13 protein-coding genes are annotated in these 18,385 nt (G+C 67.0%); 6 read left to right on the top strand and 7 right to left on the bottom strand.

Annotated elements, in window-relative coordinates:
* Positions 1–16: 16 nt before the first annotated feature.
* From pucD to ACOGXC_RS01095, 3 genes are all read right to left on the bottom strand, one after another.
* Positions 17–2,320 carry a xanthine dehydrogenase subunit D gene (gene pucD, locus ACOGXC_RS01085; protein ID WP_419918892.1) on the bottom strand — a complete coding sequence of 768 codons (2,304 nt, stop codon included), beginning with the start codon at positions 2,318–2,320 and terminating at the stop codon, positions 17–19.
* On the bottom strand, positions 2,317–2,832 hold the full coding sequence (locus ACOGXC_RS01090) for a (2Fe-2S)-binding protein (RefSeq protein WP_419918893.1): 516 nt from the start codon (positions 2,830–2,832) through the stop codon (positions 2,317–2,319). The genes pucD and ACOGXC_RS01090 overlap by 4 nt, the downstream gene beginning before the upstream one ends.
* Before the next feature lie 130 nt (positions 2,833–2,962).
* Positions 2,963–3,865 carry an FAD binding domain-containing protein gene (locus tag ACOGXC_RS01095; protein WP_419918894.1) on the bottom strand — a complete coding sequence of 301 codons (903 nt, stop codon included), beginning with the start codon at positions 3,863–3,865 and terminating at the stop codon, positions 2,963–2,965.
* 195 nt (positions 3,866–4,060) lie between these two features.
* Between ACOGXC_RS01095 and ACOGXC_RS01100 the strand changes: the two genes are divergently transcribed.
* From ACOGXC_RS01100 to ACOGXC_RS01125, 6 genes are all read left to right on the top strand, one after another.
* Positions 4,061–5,323 (top strand): Zn-dependent hydrolase, encoded by a 1,263-nt coding sequence (locus ACOGXC_RS01100; RefSeq protein WP_419918895.1) that lies wholly within the window; start codon positions 4,061–4,063, stop codon positions 5,321–5,323.
* A 69-nt stretch (positions 5,324–5,392) separates the two neighbouring features.
* Positions 5,393–6,319, top strand: a complete 927-nt coding sequence (locus ACOGXC_RS01105; protein ID WP_419918896.1) for an N-carbamoyl-D-amino-acid hydrolase — start codon at positions 5,393–5,395, stop codon at positions 6,317–6,319.
* An 87-nt stretch (positions 6,320–6,406) separates the two neighbouring features.
* Positions 6,407–8,962 (top strand): molybdopterin cofactor-binding domain-containing protein, encoded by a 2,556-nt coding sequence (locus ACOGXC_RS01110; RefSeq protein ID WP_419918897.1) that lies wholly within the window; start codon positions 6,407–6,409, stop codon positions 8,960–8,962.
* Between the two features lie 49 nt (positions 8,963–9,011).
* Complete coding sequence (locus ACOGXC_RS01115) at positions 9,012–10,109, top strand: amidohydrolase family protein (protein WP_419918898.1); 1,098 nt, start codon at positions 9,012–9,014, stop codon at positions 10,107–10,109.
* Positions 10,106–11,113, top strand: coding sequence for an LLM class flavin-dependent oxidoreductase (locus tag ACOGXC_RS01120; protein WP_419918899.1), 1,008 nt, complete (start codon positions 10,106–10,108; stop codon positions 11,111–11,113). The genes ACOGXC_RS01115 and ACOGXC_RS01120 overlap by 4 nt, the downstream gene beginning before the upstream one ends.
* Before the next feature lie 52 nt (positions 11,114–11,165).
* The gene (locus tag ACOGXC_RS01125) at positions 11,166–12,626 is read left to right on the top strand and encodes an acyl-CoA carboxylase subunit beta (protein WP_419918900.1); all 1,461 of its coding nucleotides are present in this window, start codon (positions 11,166–11,168) and stop codon (positions 12,624–12,626) included.
* A 64-nt stretch (positions 12,627–12,690) separates the two neighbouring features.
* On the opposite strand, the gene ACOGXC_RS01130 is transcribed toward ACOGXC_RS01125, so the two are convergent.
* The 4 genes from ACOGXC_RS01130 to ACOGXC_RS01145 all read right to left on the bottom strand — a co-directional run bounded on the left by ACOGXC_RS01130 (position 12,691) and on the right by ACOGXC_RS01145 (position 18,183).
* On the bottom strand, positions 12,691–13,869 hold the full coding sequence (locus ACOGXC_RS01130) for a leucine-rich repeat domain-containing protein (protein ID WP_419918901.1): 1,179 nt from the start codon (positions 13,867–13,869) through the stop codon (positions 12,691–12,693).
* A gap of 172 nt (positions 13,870–14,041) precedes the next feature.
* Entirely contained in the window at positions 14,042–15,340 is a 1,299-nt protein-coding gene (locus ACOGXC_RS01135) for an 8-oxoguanine deaminase (protein WP_419918902.1), read from the bottom strand.
* 43 nt (positions 15,341–15,383) lie between these two features.
* Positions 15,384–16,631, bottom strand: a complete 1,248-nt coding sequence (locus ACOGXC_RS01140; protein WP_419918903.1) for a PLP-dependent lyase/thiolase — start codon at positions 16,629–16,631, stop codon at positions 15,384–15,386.
* Between the two features lie 31 nt (positions 16,632–16,662).
* A complete protein-coding gene (locus ACOGXC_RS01145) occupies positions 16,663–18,183 on the bottom strand; it encodes a pyridoxal-phosphate dependent enzyme (RefSeq protein ID WP_419918904.1) in 1,521 nt (506 codons plus the stop codon).
* Between the last annotated feature and the right edge of the window lie 202 nt (positions 18,184–18,385).

An 18,385-nucleotide genomic window follows, 5' to 3' on the forward strand; every position in this document is an offset into this window, starting at 1 on the left:
AACCTGGTGTTTACTTTTACCGGCTCATGGCGATGTCGGCGGGGTGGATGGGGATGCGGGGCAGATCCAGGCCGGTGGCGGTTCGCACGGCGGCGGCCACGGCGGCTGAGGACGAGATGGTGGGTGGCTCGCCTATGCCCTTGGCACCGTAGGGGGCACCGGGCTCGGGCTCTTCCACGAAGGCGGCGATGGTTACCGGGGGCATGTCCAGGGTGGTGGGGATCACGTAGTCGGTGAACGAGGCGTTGCGCACCAGACCGTTCTCGAGCACGATCTCCTCCATCAGCGCCAGCCCCAAGCCCTGGGCGATCCCGCCTTCTACCTGACCCACGGCCTGGGTGGGGTTGAGGATGCGCCCCACGTCCTGGGCGGTGGTGATGTCCCGCACCCGCACCAGGCCCAGGTCGGGATCCACATCGGCGATAACCCGGTGGGCGGCGCAGGCGAACGACACGTGGGCGTTGCCCTGCCCGTTCTCATCCAGTTCCTCGGTGGGGGCGTGGTGAAACTCCGCCTCGGCCTCATAGCCCGATCCGGCGGTTATCTGGGCGAGCGACGCTTCTCGCCGGCCGTCGAGCGTTGCCACCAGGCCGTCCCGCAGAACCAAGCCCTCCACCGGAACCCCCCAGCCGGCGGCCACTTCGGCCAGGATGTGGTTGCGCACCTTGCGGCAGGCGGCCTGCACCGCCCCGCCCGACATCCAGGTCTGGCGGCTGGCCGATGTGGACCCCGCGGAACCGATGGTGGCGGTCTGGGCCGGGGCCAGGATCACCTCGGTTACCCCCAACTCGGTACGGGCGATCTGCTGGGCCAGCGTGACGAATCCCTGCCCCACCTCGGCGCAGGCGCAGGTGATGGTGGCCACCCCGCCGGACACCCGGCAGGCGGCCGTTGAGTAGTCGTCGAAGCCCTCGGAGAACATGAGGTTCTTGAAGCCCACCGCGAAGCCCGTTCCCCGCACGATGTCGGTCGGGTTGGTGGTGCGACCCGAGCCTCCCGGCAGATCCCGGCATTCGTCGGTCACGGGTATTTCCGGGATTGGGGCCTGGCTGCACCGGCGGATCACCTCGGCCACCGGCAGCGTGCCGGTTATTTCCTGGCCGGTTATCAAACGGTCTCCCGGCCCCAGAGCGTTGAGCAGCCGCAACTCCACCGGGTCCATGGCCAGCGCGGCGGCCAGCTTGTCCATCTGCGACTCGTGGCCGAAGCAGGTTTGCACCGCCCCGAAGCCCCGCATGGCACCGCACGGCGGGTTGTTGGTGCGCACCGCCAAGCCCACGACATGGGCGGCGGGCACCTTGTAGGGGCCGGCGGCGAAGCAGGTGGCGTTGGCAATCACCGCCGACGACGAGGATGCGTAGGCCCCGCCGTCGAGCACCACCTTGGCCTCAACCTTCACCAGCCGCCCGTGATGGTCGGCGTGGTGGCGGTACCACATCTTGGCCGGGTGACGATGCACATGGCCGAGGAACGACTCGTCACGGCTGTAGACCATCTTTACCGGCTTGCCGGTGTGCAGGGCCAGCAGGCACAGGTGAACTTGCAGGGAGAGGTCCTCGCGGGCCCCGAACGCCCCGCCCACCCCGGCCAGGGTTATGCGCACCCGCTCCTCGGCGATGGCCAGGCAGGCCGCGATCTGTTCCCGATCCACATGCATCCACTGGGTGGACACGAACAGCTCCACCCCGCCGTCGTCATCGGGCAGGGCCATCCCCGATTCGGGACCCATGAAGGCCTGGTCCTGCATGCCCACCTCGTAGAAGCCCTCCACTACCACATCACCGGAGCGGCCCAGGTCGCCGTGGCGGATGGTCATTTCACGGATGACGTTGCCGTCGGGGTGGATGGGGGCGGCCCCGGGGGCAGCCTCGGGATCGGTCAGGGGATCGGTCACCCGGTAATCCACCTCGATGGCCTCGGCAGCCCGCCGGGCGATGTCGGGATGGTCGGCGGCCACCAGGGCCACCGGCTCACCCATGTAACGGACCTGCCCATCGGCCAGCACCGGCTGATCGGCGTGTTCCAACCCGTAGTTGAGGCGGCCGGGCACATCATCGGCCAAAAGCACGGCGTGGACCCCGGCCATGGCCAGGGCCGGTCCGATGTCGATGCCGGTGATCCGGGCCGAGGCGTGGGGTGAGCGCAAGGTGTGGCCCCACAAGAAGTCGTCGGCCCACAGATCGGAGGAGAAGGCGAATCGGCCCTGCACCTTCGGCCCCCCGTCGGGGCGGGGTGCATCCGCCCCCACCCCCGCCGAACCCGCTCGGGTGGCAGTCCCCACCCCGGCTTCGGTAGCGGTGTTGGAGAGTTGCGTGGTCATTGCCCGCCCCGCCTTCGCGAGGCTGCTTCGTGCACCGCGGCGATGATCCTGCCGTACCCCGTACAGCGGCAGAGGTTGCCCGACAGCGCCTCGCGCACATCGCCATCGCTGGGTTCGGGGTTGGCCTCCAGCAGATCATGAACCGCCACGATCAGCCCCGGGGTGCAAAAGCCACACTGCACCGCCCCCGCGTCCACGAACGCCTCCTGCACCGCCGACAAGCCGTCCCGGCCGTCAATTGTGGTGATCTCGCTATCCGCAGCGGTGGCACCCAGCCCCTCCACCGTGGTGATCTCGCGATCCGCAGCGGTGGCGGCCAGCACCAGGCACGAGCAGGTCAGCACCCCGTCCACCAGCACCGCGCAGGATCCGCATTCCCCCTCGGTGCAGGCGTTCTTGGTGCCGGTGAGACCCAGTCGCTCCCGCAGCACGAACAGCAGGCTCTCCGCCACATCGGGGTCGGTGACCTCGTGTTCGATTCCGTTGACGTTGAGGAAGTAGGGCTCAGGCATTGTCGTGTTCGATTCCGTTGACGTTGAGGAAGTAGGGCTCAGGCATTGTCGTGTTCGATTCCGTTGACGTTGAGGAAGTAGGGCTCAGGCATTGTCGTGTTCGATTCCGTTGACGTTGAGGAAGTAGGGCTCAGGCATTGTCGTTCCCGTTCATTCTGGTGCCTCCGGTTGTCGGGGAGAAGGCTCGCTCGAGGGCTCGGGTGGCAAGCACCCCCACGGCGTGATGCCGGTAGGCCGCGCTGGCCCGGTGATCGTCGATGGGCGAGGCTGCGGCCGCCACCCGCCGCCCGAACTCGGCCGCCAGTGCATCGTCGGGTGCGGTCCCGCCGTCCCAGTCGATGCGGTCGGCCACCCACGCTTCGGCATCCCGGGCCCGGGGGATGCCGGCGGCAACCGCCCCCATGGCGCAGCGCACCGTGCGGGCGTCGTGGTCGGCCACCAGGGCCACGCTGGCGATGGAGATGACCATGGCGTTGCGGGGGCCTATCTTCAGGAACTCCTGGTGCCCCCTGGGGCGGTCGAGCTCGGCCCGCACGATCAGCTCTCCCGGGGCCAGGACGGTTTGCTTCACCCCGATCACGAACTCGTCGAGGCTCAGCCGACGCTCCCCACCTGGACCGGTCACCACGATGCGGGCATCGAGAGCGGCCAGCACCGGCAGCGTGTCGCTCGCCGGAGAGGCGGTGGCCAGGTTGCCGCCCAGGGTTCCGGCGTTGCGGATGGGGGGCGAGCCCACGGTGCGGGCGGCCTGGGCCAGCGCGGGAGCGGCTTCGACCAGCATCGGATCGGTGAGCATCTCGGTGTAGGTGACCCCGCTGCCCACCGCCACCCGGTGTTCAAATACCTGCCACCGGCGCAGCTCGGGCACCCGGCTCACCCCCACCACCCGGTGCAGGCGGCGCAGCCCCCGGTTGATCTGCACCATCAGATCGGTGCCCCCGGCCAGCACCATGGCATCGGGATGATCGGCCAGCGCCCCCCGGGCCTCATCCAGGCTCCGGGCCACGATCACGTTGGGTTCAGGTTTCCCCATCGGGTGCTCCTTCAAAGCCGGGCCTCGTCCAGGCTCCGGGCCACGATCACGTTGGGTTCAGGTTTCCCCATCGGGTGCTCCTTCAAAGCCGGGCCTCGTCCAAGCTCCGGGCCACGATCACATCGCTCATCGCTGCGCCTGCAATTGTTGAGTACTCACAACGGGTAAAATCTAGGCGCGAGAAGGCGGTAAGTGGTGAGAGGGTCAACGATTACCGGAATCAGTATTGACGGTGAGGCCCTGGTCGAACGCTTGGCTGCTCTGGCCTCGGTCGGGGCGATCGGGGACACCGACGGTGCCTGCCGCCTGGCTCTGACCGGCGAGGATCGTGACGGGCGCAATCTGGTGGTGGCCTGGATGCACGATCTGGGCATGGATGTGAGCATCGACGGCATCGGCAACGTGGTGGGCACGCTGGCCGGGGCCGAGCCCGGTCCGGCGGTCATGTGCGGCAGCCACATCGACACGGTGCGCACCGGCGGGCGTTACGACGGCAACCTCGGCGTGCTGGCCGGGCTCGAGGTGGTCGAGGCGGTGCAGCGCTCGGGCATCATCACCCGGTGGCCCCTCGCGGTGGGATTCTTCACCGGTGAGGAGGGCTCCCGGTTCGCCCCCGACATGCTGGGAAGCCTGGTTTACACCGGTGGGCTTGCTCTGGAGGAGGCGCTGGACATCGTCGGCACCGACGGGGCGGTGGTGGGTGAGGAACTGGAGCGGATCGGCTACCGGGGCTCGGCACCGTGCCCGTCGCCACCGCCCCGCGCCTTTGTGGAACTGCACATAGAGCAGGGTCCGATCCTTTTCGCCGAGAGCATCCAGATCGGGGTGGTGACCGGGGTGCAGGGCATAAGTTGGAGCGAGATCACCGTGGCCGGGCAGTCCAACCACGCCGGAACCACTCCGATGGCCATGCGCCGTGACGCCGGTTTGGCTGCGGCCCGTGTCGCGGCGTTCGTGCACGACCTGGCCGGGGAGTTCGGCCCCCCGCAGGTTGCCACCGTGGGGCGGCTGGAGCTGCATCCCAATCTGGTGAACGTAGTGGCCTCGGATGCCGTTTTGACCGTGGACCTGCGCAACACCGACGAGGCACTTCTCCTGGAGGCCGAAGCACGCCTGGCCGCCTTTCTGGAGGATCTGGCCGCCGGCACCGGTACCGGCATCACCACCCGGCGGCTGGCCCGGTTCGCTCCGGTGGAGTTCGACCCCGAGATGGTGGCCCGGGTGGAGCGGGTGGCCGGTGAGCTGGGCCTGAGCCATCGCCGGTTGTGCTCGGGGGCAGGTCACGATGCCCAGATGTTTGCCCCGGTGTGCCCCACCGCCATGGTGTTCGTCCCCTCCTGGGAGGGCATCAGCCACAACCCGGCCGAGCACACCGAGCCCGAGCACCTGGAGGCAGGAGCCAACGTTTTGCTCCGGGTGATGCTGGAGCTGGCCGAAGTGGTCGAGGTTCGATCTTGAGGGGGAAAGCCCGGGAGTTGGAGGTTCGATCTTGATGCTGGAGCTGGCCGAAGTGGTGGAGGTTCGATCTTGAGGGGGAAAGCCCGGGAGTTGGTCGTGGGGGCGGCGCAACTGGGGCCCATAGCCCGCCACGAAACCCGCACCGAGGTGGTGGAGCGGCTGCTGGCCCTGTTGCACCGGGGCCACGAGCAGGGCTGCGAGCTGGTGGTTTACCCCGAGCTGGCGCTCACAACGTTCTTTCCCCGCTGGTGGATAGAGGATCCGCGCGAGCTGGACGGCTTCTACGAGACCGAGATGCCCTCGCCCGAGGTGGCTCCGCTGTTCGCCACCGCCGCCCGCCTGGGCATCGGCTTTTGCCTGGGCTACGCCGAGCTCACCCCCGACGGCCACCGCTACAACACCTACCTGCTCGTGGACGGCCGCGGTAACGAGGTGGCCAAGTATCGCAAGGTTCACATACCGGGCCACGAGCGCCACGAGCCGCAGCGCCCGTTCCAGCACCTGGAGCGGGCCTATTTCGAGCCGGGCCCGGAAACCTTCGGCACTTGGAGCGCTTTCAGGGGTGAGATCGGCCTAGCTCTGTGCAACGACCGGCGCTGGCCCGAGACTTATAGGGTGATGGGTCTGGCCGATGTCGAGATGATCCTGATCGGCTACAACACCCCCATTCACTACTTCCCCGACCCCACCCAGGATCCCCTGGCCGGATTCCACAATCATCTGGTGATGCAGGCCGGCGCGTACCAGAACGGAACGTTCGTGGTGGGTGTGGCCAAGGGGGGCATGGAGGAGGGGGTACGGAGCCTGGCGGAGAGCTGCATCATCGCCCCTTCGGGGGAGATACTGGCCCAGGCAAGCACCGAGAGCGATGAGCTTGTGAGCGCGACCTGCGACTTGAATTGGTGCGTCGCTTACAAAAAAACGCTTTTCGACTTCGCTCGCTACCGCCGCCCGGAGATGTACCAGGCCATAACCCGCCGCCAAGAGGTGCGATAATCCAACGTCACCTCTTGGTTGAACGTTGTGTTACAGCCCATAACCCGCCGCCAAGAGGTGCGATAATCCAATTGGAGGTGGATAGCCATGGCCAGGCTTACCGTCAACGGTGCAGTGGTGAATGTGGACGACGGCCACGAACACCTGCTGGCCGCGCTGCGCGACGAGTTGGGGCTCATGTCCCCCAAGGACGGGTGCTCGCCCAGCGGCCAGTGCGGCTGCTGCGCGGTGCTGGTGGACGGTCGGGCCCGGGTGGCGTGCCAGACCTCGCTGGGCAGGGCGGCCGGGTCCGAGGTGGTGACCCTGGAGGGGGTGGACCCAACCGAGCGGGACCGCATGGCCGATGTGTTCGCGGCCTGCGGTGCCCTCCAATGTGGATTCTGCACCCCCGGCATTCTCATCCGCACCAAGTCGCTGGTGGATCGCAAGGGATCGGAGCTGACCCGCCAGGAGGCTGCCCGGCATCTGGGCGGGCACCTGTGCCGATGCACCGGTTACACCAAGATATTGGATGCGGTGGAGGCGCTGGCCGCGGGTGAGACACCCCCGGCCCTGGTCCCCGGCGGGGTGGGCAGCCGGGGCATCAAGTACGAGGCTCGGGAGCTGGCTCTGGGCGACCGGAGCTACATCGACGACATGAGGCCCGAGGGCCTGCTGCACGCCGCCCTGCACCTGGCTGAGCATGCCCGGGCCGGAGTGGTGGCCATCGACACCTCGGCGGCCGAGGCCATCGACGGTGTGGTGGCCGTGTTCACCGCCGATGACGTGCCCGGCGAGCTGCGGGTGGGCATCATTCACAAGGACTGGCCGGTGTTCATCCCCGAGGGGGGCCGCACCTCCTACTTGGGCGACGTTCTGGCGCTGGTGGTGGCCGAGGACAGGCCCACCGCCCGGCGGGCTGCGCAGTCGATCCGGGTGGAATACGAGGTTCACACCCCGGTAACGAACCCGCTTGCCGCCCTGGCAGAAGGCGCAGAGGACGCGGTGTGGCAGCTCGACGGCAACGTCTTGTCGCGCTCGGCATACGCCCGGGGCGACGTGGACGGTGCGTTGGCGGCCAGCGCCCACACCGTTCACGAAGTGTTCCGGACCCAGCGCATCGAGCACGCCTTCCTGGAGCCCGAGTCCACCCTGGTGGTGCCCACCGGTGACGGCGGCCTGCACGTTTACTCCGGTGGTCAGGGAGTGTGGGACGACCGTGACCAGATCGCATCGGTGCTGGCTGTGAACCCGCAACAGGTCACGGTTGAGCTGGTGAGCAACGGGGGTGCGTTCGGCGGCAAGGAGGACATGGCCAACCAGGCCCAGACCGCGCTGGCGGCCTGGCTGCTGGGTCGCCCGGTGTTGTGCACGCTGTCGCGGGAGGAGTCGCTGCTCATGCACCCCAAGCGCCACCCCATCCGCATTGAGGCCTGGGCCGGTTGCGACGCCGCCGGCAGGCTCACCGCCCTGCGGGCCCGCATGGTGGGCGACTCGGGTCCCTACGCCTCGGTGGGCATGAAGGTGCTGGAGCGGGCCGCGGGTCACGCCAGCGGCCCCTACTCGGTGCCCAACATCGATGTCGAGGCGGTGGCCGTTCGCACCAACAACCCGGTGTGCGGCGCGTTCCGGGGTTTCGGGGCCAACCAGGCCCAGTTCGCCATGGAGGGGATCATCGACCGGCTGGCCGAGGCGGCCGGCCTGGACGGTTGGGAGATGCGGTCTCGCAACGTGGTGACCCCTGGGGCGATCTGGGGGCCGGGCCAGATAATGGACGAAGGGTCGCTGGGGGCACGGGCCTGCCTGGAGGCGATCAAACCGGCTTGGGACGAGGCTCGGGCGGCCGGTGGGGCGGTGGGCCTGGGTTTGGGTCTGAAGAACTCGGGCCTGGGTAACGGGTTCAAGGAGGTCGCCCGGGCGGTGGTGCGTCTCGACGACGACTTCCACCGGGGGGGCGGTGTGGAGGTGCGTCACTGCTGGACCGAGATGGGCCAGGGCATCCACACCGTGGTTCAGCAGGTGGTGGTGACCGAGTTGGGGGTGAGTGCCGAGCGCGTGCGGGTGGTGGTGGACACCACCAGGGAGCTGGGAGCCGGCCAGACCACCGGCAGCCGGGGCACGCTGATGGGGGCCGGATCGGTGGCCGATGCCTGCCGGGCCGCGCTCGGTGATGGTTGCCGGCCCGGGGTGGACTACTGCGGCGAGTACCGGGTGGACTGGACCAACTCGCTGAACGACGGGGTGGAGAACCCCATAATCCACTCCACATTCGGTTACGCCGCCCAGTTGGTGGTGCTCGACGGCGAGGGCAAAGTTGAAAGGGTGGTGGCCGCCCACGATGTTGGCAAGGCGGTGAATCCGCTGCTGTGCGAGGGTCAGATCGAGGGGGCGGTTCACATGGGTCTCGGGTACGCCCTCAGCGAGGACTTCCCCGCCGACGCGCATGGCCGACCCACCAACATGACCCTCAAGTCGCTGGGAATCCTGCGGCCCAAGGACATGCCGCCGGTGGACGTGATCCTGGTCGAGGCCCCCCAGCCCGATGCTCCCTACGGCATCAAGGGGGTGGGCGAGATTGGTCTGGTTCCCACCGCCGGCGCAGTGGCGGCCGCGCTGCGGGCCCACAGCGGAACGTGGCCCAACCAACTGCCCATGGGTAAGTGAGCCACCCCCGAAGCCGATGAGCGAACCGTCGGATGTTGTCCCGAAGCCGATGAGCGAACCGTCGGATGTCGTCTCGAAGCCGATGAGCGAACCGTCGGATACCATGGACGGGTTGAATGTCACTCCGGGGTTGGTGTGTGCCCACCACCACCTTTACTCGTCCTTGGCCCGGGGGATGCCTGCCCCGGCGCGAGCACCGAACGGTTTCACCGAGGTGCTGGAGCTGATCTGGTGGCGGCTCGACCGTGCGCTCGACCTCGACATGATCGAGTGGTCGGCCAAGCTGGGGGCTCTGGAGGCTCTGGAGGCCGGATGCACGGCCATCCTCGACCACCACGAGTCGCCCAACGCCATCGAGGGTTCGCTGGAGGTGATTGCCGGTGCCTGCGCCGAGGTGGGGGTGAGGGTGAGCTGCTCCTACGGGGTGACCGACCGTCACGGTGCCGACGGTGCCCGCCGGGGTCTGGCCGAGAACGAGCGGTTCCTGCGAGCCGGGGGTCGGGGAATGGTGGGAGTGCACGCCGCGTTCACCTGCACCGACGCCACGCTGGAGGCGGCCGCCGGGCTGGCCGCCGATCTGGGCACCGGCGTACACATCCACGTGGCCGAGGGTCCGGTGGACACCCCGGCCGCTCACCGGCTGGAGCGCTGGAGCGCAGACGACTGGTTGCTGGTTCATGGGGTGCATCTGCCCGATGATCACCGGCTGGCCGGCACCGTGGTGCACAACCCCCGCTCGAACATGAACAATGCGGTGGGTTACGCCCGCCCCACCCGGTTCGCCAACCCGGTGGCGCTGGGCACCGACGGTATCGGTGCTGACATGCTCGAGGAGTTCCGGGTGGCCTATGCCCGCAACCGGGAGCACGACATCACCGCCACCCCCGAGATCGCCTGGGAATGGCTGGCCCAGGGTTGGGAGCTGTTTCCCGAGGCCCGGGCCGATGTGGTCCGCTGGTCTTACGAGCCGGTCGCCCCCTGGCACCTGGCCTTCACCACCGGAGTGCGGGCGGTGGATGTGGTGGCCGGCGGCGAAACCGTGCTGGTCGGGGGAGTACCCACCCGGGTCGATCCACATGAGGTCCGGGCCCGGGCCGCCGAGGCCGCCGGCCGCTTGTTCACCCGCTTGGAGGAGATCGACCCATGAGTGCTTACCCGGTGGCCCTCTACCTTCAGGATGCCCATCCCCTGACCGATGCCATCGACTATGTCCGCTACGCCGAGCAGCGGGGGTTCGATGCGGTGTGGCAGGCCGACTCACGGCTGGTTCGGGAGGCCACCGTGCCCATGGCCGCGTTCGCGGCCACCACCCAAAGCATAAGGGTGGGCAGCGGTGTGCTCGATCTGTGGACCCGCAACCCGGCCCGGCTGGCCGCCACGTTCTCCACCCTGGACGACCTGGCCCCGGGGCGCATCCTGTGCGGGTTGGGGGCGTGGTGGGAGCCGCTGGCCACCAAGGTCGGGGTTGACCGTCGCCGGCCCCTTCAGGCCATGCGGGAGGTGGTGACGGTGGTTCGGGCGCTTTTGGCCGACGAGAACGTGACTTTCGCCGGAGACTACGTGCAACTCGACGGGGTGGAGCTCGACTACGTGCATCAGCCTCGCCGCCCCAAGCAGGTACCCATCTACATCGGGGCCACCGGCATGAGAATGATGGAGTTGACCGGGGAGATCGCCGACGGCGTGGTGCTCAACTACCTGGTGTCGCCCGATTACAACCGCCGAGCCATGGATGCCCTGGCCGAAGGCGCGGCCCGGGCGGGGCGATCGGTGGACGATCTGGACCGCCCCCAGCTCGTGGTGTGTTCCCTGGCCGATGACCGGGCCGAGGCCCTGGACGCGGCCCGCCTGCTGGTCACCCAGTACCTGGGCCAGCAGCCCCACATCATGGCGGCCTCCGGCGTACCCGAATCGCTGCTGGAGGAGGTCAACGCCCGGATCACCTGGCCGGCTACCCGCCGGCAGGTGGAGGCAGCCTCCACCGTGGTGCCCGACGAGGTGGTGCAGATGCTGTGCGCAGCGGGTACCACCGAGGAGTGCCGGGCCAAGGTGGACGAATACGTGGCCAGCGGAGCCACCTGCCCCATTCTCTATCCCCTCGGCCCCGATGTAAGGGCCATGATCGATGCCTTCTCGCCGCTACTAGCCTGAACGATATGAACAAGGGCCATAAGTGGTGGTCGTGGCTGGGGGAGCCGGGTCCATGAGCAACCGGGAGCAGTGGCAGCCCTGGCTGGAGGAGCTGGACCGGCGGCGGGTTGGGGGGGCCGCAATGGGGGGGCCGGAGCGGGTGCACAAGTACATGCACTCCCGGGGCAAGCTGGATGTTCGCCAGCGCATCGACCGGTTGTTCGATGAGGGCACGTTCCGGGAGATCGGCCCGCTGGTGGGCACCCTGGAGGGCATCGCGGCCGACGGGTTCGTGTGCGGCTACGGCCGGATTGATGGTCGACCGGTGCTGGCCGGTGCCGAGGACTTCACCGTGCTGGGCGGGTCGATCGGCGCCGGCAATACCGCCAAGCGCTACCGGATAGCCGAGCTGGCTGCCCAGGAGGGTATCCCGCTGGTCACGATGCTGGAGGGAGCGGGCCACCGGCTCACCGACACCGGGGGCAGCCGCTCGCCCGGCGACCTTCAGGCCTACGCCGACCTCAGCGGAAAGGTGCCCATGGTGTGCCTGGTCATGGGCGCCTCGGCCGGCCACGGTGCCCTGGCTGCACCCCTCAGCGACTTCGTGATAATGACCTCGTATGCCTCGATGTTCACCGGCGGCCCCCCGCTGGTGAAAGCAGCCACCGGTGAGGAGGTGACCAAGGAGGAGTTGGGGGGTGCCGATGTCTGCACCCGTATTGCCGGTTCGGCCCACAACGAGGCCCCCGACGATGAGATCGCCATCGACATGGCTCGCCGCTACCTGTCGTACTTTCCCTCCCGGGCCGGCGATCCCTCGCCCCGCCGTTCCGGCCCCGACACCGGGCCCCGGTGGGTGGAGGAACTGCTCGATGTGATCCCTCCCAACGATCGCCGCCCCTACGACATGCGTGAGGTGATCGAGCTGATCGTGGATCGGGACAGCTTCTTTGAGATCCAGCCCGCCTACGGCCCGGCCATCATCGTCGGTTTGGCCCATTTCGGTGGTCGCCCCGCCATGATCGTGGCCAATAATCCCTCACACCTGGCCGGGTCGGTGGACTCGGCTGCCGCCATCAAGGCCACCGATTTTCTGGAGCTGATTGGCAACTACGACCATCCGGTGGTGTTTCTGGCCGACAACCCTGGGGTCATGGCCGGCACCAGAGCCGAACGGGAGGGCATCCTGAAATGGGGCGGCAAGATGTACAAGGCCGAGCGCCGCCTGACCAATCCCAAGATCGAGATCACCATGCGCAAGGCGTTCGGTTTCGGCTCGGTGGTGATGGCCCAGAACCCGTTCGACAACCAGACCCAGTCGTTCGCTCTGCCCAGCGTGAACATGGCGGCCATGCCGGCTGAGCCCGGCGGTCGCTCGGCCAAACTCGACCCCGAGACCCAGGCCCAGGTGGAGCGCGATCAGCGGTCCGGCCCCTACCGCCTCGCCGGGCGGTTGGGAACCGACGACGTGATCGACCCCCGGGACATGCGCAACGCCATCCTCGATGCCCTAACCCTGGCCGAAAACCGCTAACCAAGCAACCACTGGCCCCTCCAGGGGGTATATCCAGTGGCTCTACGGCCCTCTTAACTGACTGTTATCTAGTATCTATAAATAGCACTTCGAGGTTGGTGAGTTGGCTGAGTTCGGCTGGTATCGGTCCCGTAATCTGGTTGCCTTCTAGCCACAGTTCTGTGAGGTTGGTGAGTTTGCCTAGTTCTTTTGGTATGGTGCCCTTAAGCTGGTTGCTCCACAGTGATAGTATTTCGAGGTTGGTGAGTTGGCCTAGTTCTTTTGGTATTGGTCCCGAAAGCTCGTTGTTTGATAGCCATAAACCTTCGAGGTTGGTGAGTTGGCCTAGTTCTTTTGGTATGGTTCCCGTAAGCTGATTGAACGATAGATCTAGGTATATGAGGTTGGTGAGTTGGCTGAGTTCAGTCGGTATGGTGCCCTTAAGCTGATTACTCCATAGCCATAGACCTGTGAGGTTGGTGAGTTGGCCTAGTTTTTTTGGTATGGTTCCCGTAAGCTGATTGAACGATAGATCTAGGGATGTGAGGTTGGTGAGTTGGCTGAGTTCAGTTGGTATGGTGCCCGTAAGCTGATTACCCCACAGTGATAGCAGTTCGAGGTTGGTGAGTTTTCCTAGTTCTTTTGGTATGGGTCCCGAAAGTTTATTGAAAGGTAGGTATATATGGGTTATTTTGTTTTTGTGGTTGGTGGTTATGCCGTGCCAGGTGTTTAGTGGTTTGTTGGTGAGCCAGTTTTGGTTGTTGGTCCAGTTGTCTCCGTTGGTGGAGTGGTAAAGTTTGGTAAGAACTTCTCGAGCTGTGGTTGGGTTTGTGGTTTTTAGGGTGAGTGGGGAGCTGGTTAGCCAGCGTCCGGTGGGGGCGTTGGTGGGGAAGTAGCGGGTTTGGGGTAGTAGGCGGTTGCTCCAGGTGTTGTTGGGTTGGGCTGTTTGGAGGGCGAATTCGATTTTGCCGTTGGTCAGCTTGCGGGCGGTGATGCGGGTGGTTGTGGTTTTTAGGGTGAGTGGGGAGCTGGTTAGCCAGCGTCCGGTGGGGGCGTTGGTGGGGAAGTAGCGGGTTTGGGGTAGTAGGCGGTTGCTCCAGGTGTTGTTGGGTTGGGCTGTTTGGAGGGCGAATTCGATTTTGCCGTTGGTCAGCTTGCGGGCCGCGATCCGTACCTGAGCTGGGCTGTCAGCGCTGGAAGAGTTCTGCGCTATTGCTGGGGAAGGGGCGATTGCCGTGGGTGCGGCGAGGGATAATGCGACCACGCAGACGCACACCAATCGCTTCCACATAACGGGGGGGGGGTGAACCTTGGAATTGCTTTGTACCTGCACTTTCAGTCCTCTTCCTTCTAGCTGGTAACACAAGAGGAGGCAACCATACAACATTTTTGACCGGGCTCTACGTCCGTTCCAGCCCGGTGCCGGGTGTTGCCGGTTAGTCCCAGAGGCGGCGGGCTCGGTGGGCGAGATCAGTATGGGCCTGGGCTAGATCGCAACCGAGCAGTTGGCTGTCCTGTATCACGGGGCGGCCACCGACATAGAGGTGGCGGACCCGGCGGTCGGGGCCCAGCACCAAACCGGCAAGAGGGTCGACCACATCGGCGATGTCGTCACCGGGCCACACCGCGAGGTCGGCGGTCATGCCCGGTTCGATGCGGCCCAGATTGCCGGCCACCCCCAAACAGCGTGCCCCGCCGGTGGTGCCCAGGCGGAGGGCATCGGCGGGCATGAAAGCGTCGGCGGCCATGGCCCGCAGCCTGGCGGCATAGAGCGATTGGCGCAGCTCGGGGAACAGGCCCCCCACCTCGTTGGACGCCACCCCGTCCACCCCCAGGCCGACGGGCACGCCAGCGGCCTCCAGGTCGGTCACACGGCATGTGCCGGCGGCCAGCCGGGCATTGGACGACGGGCAGTGGGCCACCCCCACCCCGGCGGCACCCAGCCGAGCAATCTCGGCATCGTTGATCCAGATGCCATGGGCCAACCACACGTCGTCGCCCACCCATCCCCACCGGTCGAGCTGCTCCACGGGCCGGAGTCCGAATCGCTTCAGGCAGTGATCCTGCTCGTCGATGGTTTCGCACAAGTGGGTGTGGAGCCGAAGCCCGTGCCGGCGGGCCAGGGCCGCCGATGCCTCCATCAGCTCGGAACTGACCGAGAACGGGCTGCACGGTGCCACCACGACATGGACCATGCTGCCGTCGTGGTGGCGGGCGATGATCCGCTCGGTGGAGGCCATGATGGCATCCAGGTCTTCCACCACATGGTCGGGGGGTAAGCCGCCCTTCGACTGGCCCAGATCCATCGAGCCCCGACCCAGGTGCAGGCGTATGCCCACGGCGGCGGCGGCCTCGACAATGGCGTCGAACACGGCATCGTCACCGTGGGGTACCAGATAGTGATGGTCGGCTGCCGAGGTGCAACCGGTGGTGGCCAACTCGCCCAGCCCGACCAGGGCGGCAGCGGCCACATCCTCCACCGAAAGTTTGCCCCACACCGGGTACAACTCCACCAGCCAGCCGAACAGGTCGCAGCCCACCGCCCGACCCCGAGTCATCCATTGATACAGATGATGGTGGGTGTTGGCCAGCCCGGCGGTGACGATGTCGCCATCCACGTTGACCACGGCATCACCGGGCCGAGGCTCGATGGTGCCCGTCTGGATGATGGTGTCACCGGCGATGGCGATGTCTCCAGGCCATCGAGCTCCCCTCAACACGGTTCGGGGGTTCATTGCTGGGCCCCGGTGAATGCAATGGGTGGTTGGGTTCGGGGGTTCATTGCTGGGCCCCGGTGAATATCACGGCGGGGGTGGTGGTGGTTGGGGGGTTGTCGCTGAGCAGCCCGGCCAGGCCGGCCGAGCCGGTGGGGCTGACGTTGATTCCGGTGGCGGCCCGGGCCAGGTCACAGACCTCGGTCACCAGCGACTCCGGGACCACCACCGGCCGGCCTCCGGTGGCGGCCATGGCCTCGGTAACTGAGGCCCAGTCGTAGGTCTCGTCGTCGAGGATACCGGTGGCCGCGGAGATGGGGGTCGGCGTCCACGGCCACATAACGGTCGGGCGCTGCCGCCGGGCCTCTTCCAACCCGCCCAGCTCGATGGTGCGCTCCCAGGCCCGGGCCAGGGGTGCGCACCCTTCGGCCTGCACCGCCATCAGCGCGGCCCGGATATGGGCCGCGGCCAATCCCTGGGCCACCGATGCGGCCAGCGCGCCCCCACCCACTTGTATGTACACCCGGTCGATGCCCGGGGCCTGCTCGGCCAACTCGTAGCCCAGTGTCCGGCCCCCGTCGATGGTGTAGCCGTTGTCCGGCCCCTGGCATCCGAAGGGAACGGCCCCGCGGCGGACCGCATCTCGGAACTTATGGTAGGAGGGGTCGCCCACCCCGTTACCGGCCCGGGGGCAGAACTCGACCACCGCGTCCAGCTCCCGCAGCCGGGCCACCGTTGCGGCCTCGGCCTCGGCGGGTACGAACACCGTTATTGGCCATCGTTCGGCGGCCGCCACCACTGCGGCCGCCACCGCGGCGTTACCGCAGGAGGCTATGGCCAATCTGGGTCGACTCGACCGCTTCCCACCCCAACCGCCCCGCCGCTCGCGCACCAGCAGGTGCAGCATCAGCCCGAACGTGTGGCGGGCCTTGTGCGTTCCCGACACGTTGCTGGTCTCGTTCTTAACGGTTATGCGGCGCGATGTGTCGCCGGCCCCGGTGCTACCCGTAACTGGGTAGTTGATCGAGAACTCCGCGCAGGGGGTTACCTCGAAGCCGTGACCGTCCACGCCGGCCACCGCGGCATCCAGCCGACTCACCGTGTCCACGAACCAGGAGTCCTCGCCGGCCTCGGCCCACGACCTCAGCATCCGGCGGTAGCGCACGAACGGTTGACAACTGCTGGTGTCCACCGACCACTCCGGCAAGGGCAGCCCCAGAACATGATCGCCGTCATCGTCATCTCGCCGGGGGCAGGCCCAGTCATCGGCACCGGCGATGGTGCCGCACGAGCAGGTCAACCCGGTGATCACATCACCCCGACCCGGGCGTTGAAGTCGGTGATCACATCACCCCGACCCGGGCGTTGAAGTCACGGATCAGCTCGTCCCATATTGGTACCAGATCCCTGAGGGCCAGCCAGAAGGACTGGTCCCGGCGGGCATCGAAATGAGCGAGATCCACTCCCTGCTGTTCCACCCAGGTGAAGTATCCCAGGTTGAACACCCGGTCGCGGTCGCGGTCGCCGAGTCTCAACAGATGGTCGGTGTCGGGGTCGGTGAGCCACCGGTCGGCCACCGCGGCGGCGTCGCTCGCCCCGAATTCGCCCCCGAAGGTGGAGGCGATGGTCTTGGCCCGCTCCGAGCCGTACAGCGCGGCCCCGTCGGTGGCCACGGTCACGATCACATCATCGGGACCGCAGCCCAGGGCCCGGGCCGTTCTGGCCGAGGCCAGCAGGTTGCAGATGGAGGACAACCCCAGATCGTCCAGATGGTCGATCACGTCCTCGCCCACCCCCCGCCGGGCCAGCAGCGCCCGCCCCTCGGGGGACGAGAACATAACCCCCAGCTCGTCGGTGGCCCGGTCGGACACCGCCACCACCACGTCGGTGTTGGTCACGTTGTGGATCAGCGGCACGTGCTTGTCACCGATGCCCTGAATGTTGTGCTCGCCGTAACCGTTGTACAGCAGCGTGGGGCATTCCAACGCCTCCACCACCGCGATGGCCGAACCGTGCCGCTCCTTGAGGGGGTCACCTGCTCCCAGGGTGCCGGCCGAGCCCGACGCGGCCACGAATCCGGCCAGCCGGGCCTGAGGGTGTGCGGTCCTGTAATGCTCCAGCACTCGCTCCACGGCACCGGCGGTGGCGGTCACGTGGCCCAGGTGGTTGCCGTACTCGCAGAACTGGTTGAGGATCACGTTGGTCTCATCGGCGGCCAGCGCGGCGCAGGCATCGTAAATCTCCTTCACGTTGCTCTCCGAGCCGGGGGTGCGGATCACGTCGGAGGGGTCAGATGTCCACCGCTCCAGCCACTCGAATCGCTCCGCCGACATGCCCTCGGGCAGAACCGCCACCCCCCGGCAGCCCATTATCCGGGAGATGGCAATACCCCCCCGGGCGTAGTTGCCGGTGGACGGCCACACCGCCCGGTTCCGGGTGGGGTCGAACTGCCCGGTCACCAGCCGGGGGGCCAGGCAGCAGTAGGCGGCCAGCACCTTGTGGGCCCCGATCATCGGGAACCGGTTGCCCAAGAGCATGATGATGGGGGTTTCCACTCCCGACAGCGCTGGGGGGACAACCACGTGCTCGGGAACGGCGGCCCGGCCTGCCCGGGATGCATCGTTGAACCAGTTGACCCGCCACAGGTTGGCGGCATCGGCGGCATCGGGATCAACCCCGGCGAGCGCCCCGCCAATGGCCGCGCCAATGGCCGGCGGGTCGGCCAGCTCGGCGAAGGTCGGTAGCCGGATGCCGACCTGGCGGCATCGCTCCACGGCCCGGTCGCGGGCGGTGGTGCTTATCACCTCGGTTTCCAAGCCGAACCCCCTGGGGGTGGTGGCGGGAGTGGTGGCAAATGTGGTCACGGCGGAACCTGTTGAATCCAAATTGAAACACGGTGTTAACCGAGTTGGTGGGAATATGTCGTCAACACAGGCTACTCTTTCGCAACTGGCTCTTTGAGCCGAATCCAAGGAGGGTAGATGTCCAAAAAATTGCTACTGAAGCTCGTCACGGTTGTGGTGGCGCTGACGCTGGTTGCCCTGGGGTGCGGCAACGATGATGATG

The organism is Candidatus Poriferisocius sp. (genome assembly GCF_965202595.1).
GTDB lineage: Bacteria > Actinomycetota > Acidimicrobiia > Acidimicrobiales > Bin134 > Poriferisocius.

Excerpts from the sequence above, each read along its gene's own strand:
- ACOGXC_RS01095 (WP_419918894.1), bottom strand. The coding sequence starts at position 3,865 with ATGGGGAAACCTGAACCCAACGTGATCGTGGCCCGGAGCCTGGATGAG.
- ACOGXC_RS01135 (WP_419918902.1), bottom strand. The coding sequence starts at position 15,340 with ATGAACCCCCGAACCGTGTTGAGGGGAGCTCGATGGCCTGGAGACATC.
- ACOGXC_RS01110 (WP_419918897.1), top strand. The coding sequence starts at position 6,407 with ATGGCCAGGCTTACCGTCAACGGTGCAGTGGTGAATGTGGACGACGGC.
- ACOGXC_RS01125 (WP_419918900.1), top strand. The coding sequence starts at position 11,166 with ATGAGCAACCGGGAGCAGTGGCAGCCCTGGCTGGAGGAGCTGGACCGG.
- pucD (WP_419918892.1), bottom strand. The coding sequence starts at position 2,320 with ATGACCACGCAACTCTCCAACACCGCTACCGAAGCCGGGGTGGGGACT.
- ACOGXC_RS01090 (WP_419918893.1), bottom strand. The coding sequence starts at position 2,832 with ATGCCTGAGCCCTACTTCCTCAACGTCAACGGAATCGAACACGAGGTC.
- ACOGXC_RS01120 (WP_419918899.1), top strand. The coding sequence starts at position 10,106 with ATGAGTGCTTACCCGGTGGCCCTCTACCTTCAGGATGCCCATCCCCTG.
- ACOGXC_RS01115 (WP_419918898.1), top strand. The coding sequence starts at position 9,012 with ATGAGCGAACCGTCGGATGTCGTCTCGAAGCCGATGAGCGAACCGTCG.